Annotated in this window: 12 protein-coding genes; 3 read left to right on the top strand and 9 right to left on the bottom strand. The window is 55.7% G+C overall.

Annotated features, from left to right (window positions below; translation table 11 throughout):
• Window positions 1–114: 114 nt before the first annotated feature.
• The 6 genes from BLQ24_RS04145 to BLQ24_RS04120 form a co-directional block, all read right to left on the bottom strand.
• Window positions 115–420: a DUF6506 family protein gene (locus BLQ24_RS04145; protein ID WP_207644939.1), complete on the bottom strand. Its 306-nt coding sequence runs from the start codon at window positions 418–420 to the stop codon at window positions 115–117.
• An 85-nt stretch (window positions 421–505) separates the two neighbouring features.
• The gene (locus tag BLQ24_RS04140; protein ID WP_090163012.1) at window positions 506–1,534 is read right to left on the bottom strand and encodes an aldo/keto reductase; all 1,029 of its coding nucleotides are present in this window, start codon (window positions 1,532–1,534) and stop codon (window positions 506–508) included.
• A gap of 93 nt (window positions 1,535–1,627) precedes the next feature.
• Entirely contained in the window at window positions 1,628–2,626 is a 999-nt protein-coding gene (argF, locus tag BLQ24_RS04135; RefSeq protein WP_090162953.1) for an ornithine carbamoyltransferase, read from the bottom strand.
• A gap of 53 nt (window positions 2,627–2,679) precedes the next feature.
• Window positions 2,680–4,062: a class II fumarate hydratase gene (gene fumC, locus BLQ24_RS04130; protein ID WP_090162951.1), complete on the bottom strand. Its 1,383-nt coding sequence runs from the start codon at window positions 4,060–4,062 to the stop codon at window positions 2,680–2,682.
• A gap of 35 nt (window positions 4,063–4,097) precedes the next feature.
• A complete protein-coding gene (argH, locus tag BLQ24_RS04125) occupies window positions 4,098–5,501 on the bottom strand; it encodes an argininosuccinate lyase (protein WP_090162949.1) in 1,404 nt (467 codons plus the stop codon).
• Between the two features lie 192 nt (window positions 5,502–5,693).
• Window positions 5,694–7,061, bottom strand: coding sequence for an MATE family efflux transporter (locus tag BLQ24_RS04120; protein ID WP_090163011.1), 1,368 nt, complete (start codon window positions 7,059–7,061; stop codon window positions 5,694–5,696).
• Between the two features lie 172 nt (window positions 7,062–7,233).
• Here BLQ24_RS04120 and BLQ24_RS04115 point away from each other — a divergent pair, with 172 nt between their 5' ends.
• From BLQ24_RS04115 to BLQ24_RS04105, 3 genes are read left to right on the top strand one after another with little or no spacing between them, the layout of a single operon-like run.
• Window positions 7,234–8,406, top strand: a complete 1,173-nt coding sequence (locus tag BLQ24_RS04115) for a THUMP domain-containing class I SAM-dependent RNA methyltransferase (protein ID WP_090163010.1) — start codon at window positions 7,234–7,236, stop codon at window positions 8,404–8,406.
• The gene (locus tag BLQ24_RS10050) at window positions 8,403–8,606 is read left to right on the top strand and encodes a hypothetical protein (RefSeq protein ID WP_090162948.1); all 204 of its coding nucleotides are present in this window, start codon (window positions 8,403–8,405) and stop codon (window positions 8,604–8,606) included. The genes BLQ24_RS04115 and BLQ24_RS10050 overlap by 4 nt, the downstream gene beginning before the upstream one ends.
• A 4-nt stretch (window positions 8,607–8,610) precedes the next feature.
• Window positions 8,611–9,966 (top strand): MATE family efflux transporter, encoded by a 1,356-nt coding sequence (locus BLQ24_RS04105; protein ID WP_090162946.1) that lies wholly within the window; start codon window positions 8,611–8,613, stop codon window positions 9,964–9,966.
• A 576-nt stretch (window positions 9,967–10,542) separates the two neighbouring features.
• Here the strand turns inward: BLQ24_RS04105 and trpS are convergent.
• From trpS to BLQ24_RS04090, 3 genes are all read right to left on the bottom strand, one after another.
• Entirely contained in the window at window positions 10,543–11,640 is a 1,098-nt protein-coding gene (gene trpS / locus BLQ24_RS04100) for a tryptophan--tRNA ligase (RefSeq protein ID WP_090162944.1), read from the bottom strand.
• Window positions 11,641–11,728: 88 nt separating this feature from the next.
• Window positions 11,729–12,136 carry a VOC family protein gene (locus BLQ24_RS04095; RefSeq protein WP_090162942.1) on the bottom strand — a complete coding sequence of 136 codons (408 nt, stop codon included), beginning with the start codon at window positions 12,134–12,136 and terminating at the stop codon, window positions 11,729–11,731.
• A gap of 3 nt (window positions 12,137–12,139) precedes the next feature.
• On the bottom strand, window positions 12,140–12,631 hold the full coding sequence (locus tag BLQ24_RS04090) for an HD domain-containing protein (protein WP_205508137.1): 492 nt from the start codon (window positions 12,629–12,631) through the stop codon (window positions 12,140–12,142).
• Window positions 12,632–12,720 lie beyond the last annotated feature (89 nt).

Below are 12,720 nucleotides of genomic sequence, written 5' to 3'. Positions count from 1 at the left end.
GCTCTTCCGCTCTCCCGTGAACCACCCGGCCGCCCGCTCCCCTTCTCCTCCAAAAAACACAAGGGGGAACCGGCGCTGCCGATTCCCCCTGCTCTGTTCTGTTTCTGTGCCTTGCTACTGATCGAATCGCTTGTCACCGGACTCGAAATTCAGCCCCGGATGTGCATCGAACCGGACGGCTCCGATCTGCGCCCGGTCTCCCACGGCTTCCTTCACCAGGTACATTCCCTTGATGCCGAATCCGCCACAGAGTTCGATGCAGCCGATGCCCTGGTCTGCCAGTTCCCCGGCCACCCGGGCTGCAACCGCATAATTTTCCACCGGAATGGCACTGAGCTCCATGTACTCCGTCTTCACGACCTTCCGGTCTCTGTCCGGGTCACTGCCCGGACACAGGAAGATAAATGCCGCTTTTTTCATAATGTTCCTCCTCTGAACGGTTTCTTGACTGCGCACCGGCTCCCCGGCGGTGCAGTCCGTCCGCTTTCATTATTACTTCACGATATTACTTGACGCTGACCTCTCCCGCCAGAACTTTCCGGTAGTCCGCCAGATTCTGCCGCAGAAGTTCCGGTGTGTTCAGTTCGTACGGACATTTCGTCCGGCACTTGTTACAGTTCACACAGTCGTCGATCTTCGCCATCTTTTCCTGCCACTCCTCGGTGAGCCAGGCCTCTGACGGCGCACGGCGCAGCATGAGCGACATCCGCGCGCAGTTATTGATCTCGATACCAACGGTACAAGGCATGCAGTAGCCGCATCCCCGGCAGAATTCGCCGGACAGCTCCTGCTTCTCCTTCTCGATGTAGGCCCGGATCTCATCGGTCATTTCCGGCGTCCGGTCCATATAGGACAGCCACTCGTCCAGTTCCTTCTGTCTCTGAACGCCCCAGATCGGCAGAACATTGTCGAACTGCTGCATGTACGCCATCGCCGCCTCGCCCCGGTTGATCAGACCGCCGGCCAGTCCCTTCATGGCGATATAGCCCATGTTGTGTTCCCGGCACATCTTCACCAGCTTCAATTCCTTCTCGCCGGAGAGGTAACTGAACGGGAACTGCATGGTCTCGTAGAGATCCGATTCCACACATTCGTAGGCCACATTGATCTTGTGGGCAGTGACGCCGATATGGCGGATCTTCCCCTCTTCCTTCGCCTGCAGCATACATTCGTACATGCCGGAACCGTCTCCCGGTTTCCAGCACTGCTCCACCTGATGGAACTGGTATACATCGATGCAGTCTGTTTTCAGCATATTAAGCGATGTCTCCAGATCCTTCCAGAACTGCTCCGGTGTCTTCGCTGCGGTCTTCGTGGCCACGAAAATCTTGTCGTACATGCCTTCGAATGCCATGCCCAGCTTCTCTTCACTGTCGCTGTAGGCGCGGGCTGTATCAAAATACCGCATCCCCCCCTCATACGCCTGTCTCAGCAGGGATACCGCCACTTCCTTCGTGTCCCGCTGAATCGGCAGCGCTCCGAATCCGTTCTGCGGTACCGTGATGCCGGTTCTTCCCAGTGTGATATTCTTCATTCTTCCCTCCCGCATTCTTAACTCCTGATGCAATCTGTCATTCTGAAAAAGCCCCGGCGTACGCCGCCGGGGCTGCCTGTCTCTATTTTAATCCTATCTGCCCAGGGTGGCAACGATAACCGCCTTGATGGAATGCATCCGGTTCTCGGCCTCATCGAAAACCACAGAATGACGGGAGCGGAACACCTCATCCGTGACCTCCCGGATATCATATCCCAGCTCCAGCTGTTCCTTCGCCATCTTGGTGCTGAAATCATGGAAGGACGGCAGACAATGCATGAAGATCACGTCCGGATTCTTCGTTTTTTCCAGCATTTCCTCGGTGACCTTGTACGGGGTCAGCAGACGGACACGTTCCGGAATTTCCGCTTCCTCTCCCATGGACGCCCAGATGTCGGTGTACAGAACATCGGCACCCTCCAGGCATCCGTCATCTGACCGGACTTCAATGACTGCGCCGGTTTCCTCCGCCACTTCGTTCACCCGGTCCAGCACGCTCTGATCGATTTCCTTCGCCAATTCTTCCGGACCGTATGCCACGAAATGCATTCCCATCTTCGCACAGCCGTACATCCAGGCATAGGACATATTGTTCCGGATATCCCCGCAGAAGATGACCTTCACCTTGGAAAGAGGCTTCGCCACATGTTCTTCGATGGTCATCATGTCCGCCAGAATCTGCGTCGGATGGTCGATGTCCGTCAGGCCGTTCCAGACCGGCACACCGGCATATTTTGCCAGCGTCTCCACCGTGGACTGTTCGTAACCCCGGAACTCAATTCCGTCATAGATCCGGCCCAGCACCTTCGCAGAATCTTCGATGGACTCCTTCTTACCCACCTGGGAACTGTCGGAACCCAGGAACACCGCATGGCCTCCTTCATCCCGCACAGCTACTTCGAAGGAACTTCTGGTTCTTGTGGATGTCTTTTCGAAGAGAAGCACGATGTTCTTTCCCTTCAGGGTGTCACCGGTGATGCCGGCCCTCTTCTTCCGCTTTAGATCATGCCCCAGATCCAGCATGTAACGGATCTCTTCCGGTGTGAAATCCATCAGTGTCAGGAAATTTCTTCCTTTCAGATTAACGCCCATTGTATTACTCCTTTTCTTTCTTTTCGTTCTTCGTCATAATGATGATATTGTATTTATTTTGCTGCAGGATGCACCATCTGCTCCGGCACCACCCAGGCGTCGAACTGCTCCGCCGTGACGAACCCCAGGGAAACGGCGGCCTGCTTCAGAGTCGTGCCGTTTTCGTGGGCGCTGTGGGCGATCTTCGCCGCATTTTCGTAACCAATGTGCGGGCTCAGCGCCGTGACCAGCATCAGAGAGTTCTCCATATTTTCCCGGATTCTTGCCTCATTCGGCCGGATGCCCGAGGCGCAGTGAACCCGGAAGGAATCCATACAGTCCGCCAGGAGATTGGCCGATTCCAGGAAATCGTAGATCGTCACCGGCATGAATACGTTCAGCTGGAAATTTCCCTGGGACGCCGCCATGCCGATGGTCACATCATTTCCCATCACCTGAACCGCCACCATGGTCACCGCCTCACACTGGGTCGGATTCACCTTCCCCGGCATGATGGAGCTGCCCGGCTCGTTTTCCGGAATGATCAGCTCTCCGATGCCGCAGCGGGGTCCGGATGCCAGCATTCTGACATCGTTGGCGATCTTCATCAGATCCGCCGCCAGTGCCTTCAACGCTCCGTGAACGTACACCAGCCCGTCCTTCGAGGTCAGTGCGTGGAACTTATTCGGCGCCGTAACGAAGTCCAGCCCGGTGAGCCCGCTGATCGTCTCTGCCACTTCCTTCGCAAAATCCGGGTGCGCATTCAGCCCGGTGCCCACCGCCGTCCCGCCCAGGGCCAGTTCCGAAAGGGACGCTGCCGCCTGGCGGATCTGAAGAATATCGTGGGTGAGCATGGACCGCCATCCGCTGATTTCCTGCCCCAGGGTCAGCGGCGTCGCATCCTGCAGATGGGTTCTCCCGGTCTTGACAATGCCCTCATACTTCTCCTCCAGCTCCCGGAATGTGGTCTCCAGCGCCGATGCGGCCGGCAGAACCCGCTCCGTGATGCAGGTCAGTGCTGCGATGTGCATGGCCGTCGGGAACGTGTCATTGGAACTTTGGGACCGGTTCACATGATCGTTCGGATGCAGCAGCTTCTGCCCCTTCCGCTCGTTGCCCCGGTTCGCAATGACCTCATTCATATTCATGTTGGACTGGGTTCCGCTGCCGGTCTGATAGATCACCAGCGGGAAGTTGCCCTCCAGCTTTCCCTCCAGAATTTCGTCACAGACCGCCGCAATCAGTTCGGCCCGTTCCCCGTCCAGCATCCCCAGTTTTTCATTGGTGAGGGCCGCTGCCTTCTTCAATACGGCAAACGCCCGGATCACTTCCTGCGGCATGGTTTCATGTCCGATCTTGAAGTTCTGAAAACTCCGCTGGGTCTGGGCCCCCCAGTACCGGTCCGCCGGAACCTTCACTTCCCCCATCGTGTCATGTTCGATTCTGTATTCTTCCATTTCCGGATCAAGCCTCCTGCTTCTCATGATTCCCGTTATTCTGTTTCCTTCTCCGCCTGCATGACATGGTGCAGCCATTCTCTTCCCACCTGGATCTGACGGCGGACTTCCGACGGCGCCGTGCCCCCGAAGGAGGTTCTGGCATCCACACATGCCGGAATACTGATGTCCCCCAATACTTCTGTGCTGACCCGGGGATCGATGGCCCGGAGATCTTCATCGCTCAGTCCGTCGAAATCGCAGCCCTTGTGTTCACAGGCCTTCACCATCCGGCCTACGATGGAGTGGGCCTCCCGGAACGGGATTCCCTGCTTCGCCAGATGCTCTGCAATATCCGTCGCATTCAGAAAACCCTTGCCCAGCTGTTTCTGAATCATGTCCATGCGGAACGCCGTCTTCTCCAGCATCCCCGCGAAAATACGGATACAGGCCTTCCAGGTGTCCACTGCATCGAAGAGACTTTCCTTGTCCTCCTGAAAATCCTTGTTATATGCCAGCGGAGTTCCCTTCATTACGGTAAACAGCTGCATCATATCCCCGTAGACCCGGCCGCATTTCCCCCTGAGCAGCTCCGCCATGTCCGGGTTCTTCTTCTGGGGCATGATACTGCTGCCGGTGCAGTAGCTGTCATCGATGGCGATGTAGCTGAATTCGCTGGAATTCCACCAGGCGAATTCCTCCGCCCACCGGGAAATGTGCATCATGGAAATTGACGCATCGCTGAGGAATTCCAGACTGTAATCCCGGTCGCTGACACTGTCCATGGCGTTCTCGGTCGGCGCCCGGAATCCCAGAAGCTCCGTGGTGAGAAAACGGTCCGTCGGCAGGGTGGTTCCCGCCAGAGCACAGGCACCCAGCGGATTCAGATCCATCCGTTCCAGCGTGTCCTGAAGCCGCTCCATATCCCGGCGGAACATCTGGAAATACGCCATGAACAGAAATCCCACCGTAATCGGCTGTGCATGCTGGATATGGGTGAACCCTACGGTGATATCCTCCGCATACTGCTCCGCCTTGTCCAGAATCACCTGCTCCAGCCGGGCCAGTTCCCCCAGGATCTCCCGGATCTGCCGTTTCAGATACAGCCTGCCGTCCACCTGGCACTGATCGTTCCGGCTCCGGGCTGTGTGCAGCTTCTTTCCCACCTCGCCGATTTTCTCAATCAGCCGGCTCTCAATCCCCATGTGAATATCCTCGTCATCCACGGTGAACTGAATTTTCCCCGCTGCAATCTCACTGCGGATTTCCTCCAGACCCCCGATGATCTGCTGCGCCTCTTCTTCCGTGACGATTCCCTGCTTCCCCAGCATCGTGACATGGGCGATGCTGCCGTCAATATCCTCATTATACATGCGCTGATCGAAGAAAATCGATGCGTTGAATTCCTTCACGATCTCATCCATGTCCTTCTCAAAACGTCCGCCCCATAAACTTGCCATACTATTTCCTCCCGGGTCTGCCGACCCAATTTCGTATTTTCATTCAAATTTATTTATATTTTATCATACAATCGCCGATTGTGGGCGATTTTTTTCATTTTCTCCCCGGTTTTTTGAACGGCTGCCGGGGTATTTTTTGTCTCCGGGCGGACAAAAAAACACCGGAGGAGCGTTCTCTCCCCGGTGCTGTTGTTACCCAATTTCTTTTTTCCCCAGCCTGCGGTACACGGTCAGGTACATCGCCAGCGCACAGGCACAGCCCCCCAGCAGATTGCTGATCGGCTCTGCGATGAATACGCCGTTCACCCCCATGCCCAGAGCCGGCAGCAGCAGTGTCAGCGGCACCACAATGAGGACCTTCCTAAGCAGGGAGAAGAAAATCGCCCGCTTCGCACAGCCCAGCGCCGTGAACGCCGCCTGGCCGCTGAACTGCAGTCCCATCAGGAAGAAGCCGAAGAAATACAGATGCAGCGCCGGCACCGCCTTTCGGACGAGGATGCGGTCACTGGTGAAGATTCCCACGAAAGCGTGAGGGAACAGGAGTACCAGCACCCACATGATCAGCAGAAAACCCACGCCGATCATGGTGTTGAAACGAATGGCCTCCTTCACCCGGCCGTATTTTTTTGCGCCGTAATTGAAGCTCATCACCGGCTGGGAACCGGTGGTCAGTCCCATGATCGGCAGGTGGAGCACCTCCCGGACCGAATTCAGAATGGTCATGACCCCCACATAGAGTCCGCCTCCGTACGTGCGGAGCGTCACATTGCAGACGATCTGCACCAGACTGTTGGTGCCCTGCTGAACACAGCCGGCAAGGCCCAGCTGAAGAATCTGTTTCACCAGTTTTCCGCTCAACTTCAGGTCCTCCCGCCGGATCCGGAACAGACAGACTGGGCCGGTCAGAAACCGGAAGACCCACAGTGCGGAAATGATCTGACTGATGACAGTGGCCACCGCCGCCCCCCGGACTCCCATTCCCAGCAGGAAGATGAAGACCGGATCCAGGATCAGGTTCAGGATTCCGCCAATCACCGTGGTCATCATGCCGATTTTCGGAAATCCCTGGGCATTGATAAAAAAATTCATGCCCGTGGAGAACATATTGAACACCGTTCCCAGCAGGTAAACGGTGAAATATGCTCTGGCGAAGGGATAACTGGCAGAGGTGGCACCGAACAGATAGAGAATCGGTTTCCGGAAGATCTCCCCCGCAATCGTCAGTGTCAGTGCTGTGAAAACCAGAAGGGTCACCACATTGCCCTGGAACCGGTAGGCCCGTTTCCCGTCCCCGGCGCCCCGGGCCATGGAGAACAGCGGCGAACCGCCGCTGGCGAACAGCATCGTCAGTGCCAGAATGAATGTGACAATCGGGAACGTGACCCCCACTCCGGTGAGGGCCATGCCGCCGGTTCCCCTCAGATGACCGATGTACACCCGGTCCACCACGTTGTACAGCAGCTGCACGAAGGAGGCCAGTGTCAGCGGAATCGCCTGGGCCAGAATGATCCGCCACACCTTCCCCTTCGAAAAATCGTTTGGTGTATTTCTTTTTTCCATTCTCTTTTTCTCTTTTTCCATAGATACGTATTATACGCCCGCCGGAAATTTCTTGCAATCCCGCCCTCCAGCGTCTAAGATGAATCGGGATGCGGGCAGTCCGCCCGCCTCGCCGGTTATTTTTTGTCATATTCTCATTTCGATTCATTATACAGACAGAACAGGAGCATCCATGAAACTGACACTCATCGCCACTGCCACCTTCGGCCTGGAAGCCGTGGTCCGGCGGGAAATTGAAACCCTGGGGATGAAGGTGCTGTCCACCGAAAACGGAAAAGTCACCTTCGAAGGAGACGAACGGGCGCTCATCCGGGCGAATCTCTGGCTCCGGACCGCCGACCGGGTACAGCTGAAGATGGCCGAATTCATCGCCCGGGAGTCGGAAGAGCTGTTCCAGCAGGTGAAGGGAATTCCCTGGGAGAACCTGATTCCGCCGGACGGAAAGTTCACCGTACTGGTCTCCACCGTGAAATCCAGACTGCGCAGCGAACCGAACAACCAGAAAACCGTAAAAAAAGCCATTGTGGAACGACTGTCCGACTGCTACGGCATGGAGCACTTTCCGGAAACCGGTGCAGCCTACACCGTGAAGGCCACCCTTCTGAAAGACCGGGTCACCATCACCGTGGATACCACCGGTCCGGGGCTTCATAAGCGGGGCTACCGGGTGGCTTCGGTGCCGGCCCCGGTGAAGGAGACCCTGGCCGCCGCCATGGTGGAGCTGTCCTTCTGGAATCCGGACCGGTTCCTGCTGGATCCCTGCTGCGGCTCCGGCACCATCCCCATCGAAGCGGCACTGATCGCCCGGAACATCGCACCGGGCCTTTCCCGTCACTTCGCCTGCGAAGACTGGGAGATCTTCCCGCCGGGAATGTGGAAGGAAGAGAGACAGCGGGCGTTCCAGGCCATGGATTTAGACAAAAAATTACAGATCTATGGGTCCGACATCAGCCGGGAAGCCATCGAGGCCGCCCGCCGGAATGCGGAGGAGGCCGGTGTGGAGGAAGACATCGTATTTGAACGATGCGACATCGGTGAACGGCTGCTCACCCCTTCCACCATGGCACCAAGCGGGATCATCATCACGAATCTCCCTTACGGGGAACGGATCGGAGACCGGGAGCAGGTGGACCGGATCTTCCGGATGCTGCACCGCTTCATGAGCGCCAGGCCGGACTGGTCCCTGTTCCTGATTTCCCCGGACAGGCAGACCGAAGAGAAGGTCATGGGACGGCGGTCCGACCGCAGGCGGAAACTGTACAACGGCCGGATCGAGGTCAACTATTATCAGTTCCACGGGAAGCGGCCGGAACGGAAGAGCGAAAACGGAAAAGAACGCTCTTGATATTTAATAATTCACATTGCACAACCGCCGGCATGGTATCGGTCCGGCCGGGTGTGGGCGGAACGTATCAGGGCGTGCTGGACGGCAGGCTGAATATAATCCGGAGAGATATGCTGAAGGAAATGGAATGTGTGAAGCTGGCGGACCTGTACAGGGACATGAAGGAGAGACTGGCTGCCGAACCCGACCAGGAGTGGTAATCGTATGAAGCAAGGAATTGATTTCACAACCGGAAAGATTGTTGCCCCGCTTCTGAAATTTGCAGGGCCGGTTCTGCTCGCTCTGTTTCTGCAGGCGATGTACGGGGCCGTGGATCTGCTGGTGGTGGGGAAATTCTCCAGCTCCGCAGATGTTTCCGCCGTTTCCACCGGTTCCCAGATCATGATGACAATCACGAACCTGATCAGCAGTCTCTGCATGGGAATGACCGTTCTCCTGGGTCACAGGCTCGGGGAGAAGAAAACAGAAGAATGCGGGCGGATTGTGGGAAGCGGGCTTCTGCTCTTTTTCTCTCTGGGCATACTGCTTTCGATTCTCATCCCGTCGTTTTCTGTGAAACTGGCGGAAATCATGCACGCACCGGAAGAAGCCTTCGACCTGACCGCCTGGTATCTTAGAATCTGCGGTGCAGCTTCGGTCATCATCATTGCCTATAATCTGATTGGCGGCATTTTCCGAGGCATCGGGGACTCGAACACCCCACTTGTCACAGTGCTGATTGCCTGCATTGCCAACATTGCAGGGGATCTGCTGCTGGTGGCGTTTTTTCACATGGGAACCCGCGGCGCTGCCATTGCCACCGTTGCGGCCCAGCTGATCAGTGTGCTGATCTCCTGCGCACGGATTTCGAAGATGACCCTGCCCTTCCCACTGCGTTTCAGAAATGTCCGCTGGGACGGGGGAATCATCCGGAACATTCTGTCCCTGGGAACACCGATTGCACTGCAGGATCTGCTGGTCAGCATTTCATTTCTGGTCATCATGGCGATCGTCAATTCCATCGGACTCACAGAGTCCGCAGGTGTCGGCGTCGCCGAAAAAGTCTGCGCATTCATTATGCTGGTACCCTCCGCATTCATGCAGTCCATGTCCGCATTCGTGGCGCAGAACCGGGGCGCCGGCCAGACAGACCGGGCATTCCAGGGCTTCCGGTCCGCCGTCGCCATTTCCTTTGTCTTCGGTGTAGTGATGTTCTATACGGCGTTCTTCCACGGAGATCTCCTCTCCGGCATATTTGCAAAGGATGCGCCGGTCATCGCTGCTTCCGCAGATTATCTGAAAGCATATGGGATTGACTGTCTGCTGACCTGCTTCCTGTTCTGTTTTGTCGGCTTCTATAACGGAATGGGAAAGACCAATTTCGTCATGGTGCAGGGCATCCTGGGCGCATTCGCCGTCCGGGTGCCGGTTTCCTACCTGATGAGCCGCTGGAATCCGGTGTCACTGTTTCACATCGGACTGGCAACACCCTGCTCCACGATCCTGCAGATTACCCTGTGCTGCAGCTACCTTATTTCCCTGCTTCGCAAGCAGAACACACAAAAAGGATGTATAACATGAGTATCACAAAAAAATAAACGGAAAAAAACTGGACGTTCAGTACGCATCCGGCGAACATTACAGAATGACCTACCTGTCCGACGAAGAACTGCGCTGGGAATTCCGCCTGGTTGACTAAGAAAAAGGTGCGGAATCGCTCGTTTGGTCTGTTTTCGCATGCAAAACACGGTTTCCAGGGTGCGATTCTGACAGAAAAACTTGATTAATATATCCCAGCCGCTTCTAGGGGTGCGTTTCTGGAGAAAAATGGATTTCCGCACCCGTTTGGTCAGCCAGATCGTATACGATTCGGATATGTTAGACAAAAAATAACCCGGCTTCCGATCGGTCATTCCGGCTACTGGCGTAGCAGAATATACAACCGGGCGGAGAGCCGGCGATCCTATGCGATGCTCGGGTGCTGGGAAAAAAAAGCACAATGAAAAAATCGACGGTCCATTAAGCAAGTGCGAAAATGAAGATTTTCTCAGATCCGCACCCCACGAAATTGTGTCGCCCCGGATTTCCGGCCGGATCAGCCGCATGGCGGTGCGAAATCCGAAAAAATTGGATTTCCGCACCTTCCCGGTCCCCCGCTTACTTCAGTCCTGCCTTGAACTCCTCCAGGAAAGAAGCGTCATCGAAGTAGTTGATCTTCATGGCATCTTTCATTTCGAACAGAGTCTGTCCGGCTGCCTTTCTTCCCTCAGCGGTCCCCGCCTTCAGGATTTCGTATACATCTTCGATGTGACGGGAATACTCTTCCCGGCGCTCCCGGATCGGATCCAGTGTCTTCCGGAGCACCTTCTCCAGAAATTTCTTCACTTTCACATCGCCCAGTCCGCCCCGGCGGTAATGATCCTTCAGTTCCTCCAGATTTCCGTACTCCGGCAGGAATTCCGGAAAATCCTCTTCCCGGGAGAACGCATCCAGGTAAGTGAAAACAGTGTTTCCTTCCACCTTCCCCGGATCGGAAACCTTCAGGTGATCCGGATCGGTGTACATGCTCATGACTTTCTGGTGAATTGTCTCCGGCGTGTCGGCCAGGTAGATGCAGTTGCCGATGGACTTGGACATCTTCGCCTTGCCGTCTGTGCCCGGAAGACGCAGGCTGGCCTTGTTCTTCGACAGGTAGATCTCCGGCTCCACCAGCACGTCGGTGTGATAGATCCGGTTAAAACTCCGTACAATCTCTCTGGACTGCTCCAGCATCGGCTCCTGGTCTTCTCCCACCGGCACTGTCGTCGCCTTGAATGCCGTGATGTCCGCCGTCTGGCTCACCGGATAAGTGAAGAAACCCGCCGGAATGCTGGCACCGAAACCCTTCTGCTGAATTTCCGCCTTCACGGTCGGATTCCGCTCCAGTCTGGCCACCGTGACCAGGTTCATGAAGTAGAATGTCATCTCGGTCAGTTCCGGGATTTCTGACTGGACCATAATGGTGGTTTTCGACGGATCCAGTCCCACCGCCAGGTAGTCCAGCGCGACTTCCAGCACATTCTTCCGGACCTTCTCCGGGTTATCGAAATTATCCGTCAGGGCCTGGGCATCGGCGACCATGACATAAATCTTGTCGAACTCACCGGTATTCTGCAGTGCCACCCGGTTCCGGAGAGAACCGACGTAGTGACCGATGTGCAGTCTGCCCGTCGGCCGATCCGCCGTGAGAATGATCTTCTCTTTTTCGTTACTCATCTGCTATACTCCTTATCTGAAAAAAACTGATGTCAAATACATGCAAATACACAACTATTTATTGTACTCCGAAACCGGCGTGCTGTCACTACTTCTGCGCATCGGTCCGCTGGGCCGCCGGAATCCACGATTCGTTGCGCTCCGCCGGAAGGATCTCCACCCAGTAGCCGTCCGGATCCTCGATGAAGTAAATGCCCATGGCCGGATTCTCGAAGCAGATACATCCCATCTCTTCGTGATGTCTGTGGGCTGCCTCCATATCATCCGTCACGATGGCCAGATGATACTCGATCTCTCCCAGATCATATGGTTCCTTCCGGTCCTTCATCCAGGTCAGTTCCAGCCGGAATCCCGTGGCATGATCCTGCAGGTAAACGATGATGAAATCCTCCGCTTCCTTCCGGTTCACCTCTTCCAGGTCCAGGGCCTCCCGATAAAACGCCATGCTGCGTTCCAGGTCCAGAACATTGAAATTAAAATGATTGAAACGATACATGCTTTACTCCTCTCTCAGATAAAGTGTATTCAGCAGCCGGATGCCGGATTCCGTCCGGTACACCCGGTCCCGGAATTCCCGGATCTGCTCCGTGCTGTATTCCGATTCGTCCGCATTCACCAGAAAATCCGCCTCCAGAAGAATCTGCCAGTCGATCCCGTCCACCCCCGTATAGGTGTGATGATGGGACACCACCCGGATCAGCCGTTCTTCCGTCTCCGGCGGCAGATTGAATTCCTCCAGAAACGGTCTGAGCACCCCCTCACTCTCCGCTTCCTGGTGCGCCCCGGCGGTATTTCCGTATTTTTCACGACAGACCGGGCAGGCGATGTCATGCACCACCGCTTCCATCTCCAGAAGCGCCTGCATCCGCAGATCCAGCCCCTCCAGCCTTCCGATGGTTCTGGCCCATCCCCAGACCTTCAGGAAATGCGCCACATCATGACGATTACCCTCATAAAAATCCGTCATTTTCTCTGTCATTTCCGCAATCATTCGCTGTCCTTTCTGCTTTTCCATGTAGTATATTAGAGTAAATTGTATCACAGTTCCCGGGGTTCATGACAGTCCCGGCATCGGAAAGG

Source organism: Eubacterium pyruvativorans (assembly GCF_900102225.1).
Taxonomy (GTDB): Bacteria; Bacillota; Clostridia; order Peptostreptococcales; family Anaerovoracaceae; genus Aminicella; species Aminicella pyruvativorans.
Note: the sequence above shows the minus strand (reverse complement) of the source record. Positions and strands in the feature narration are given on the sequence as shown.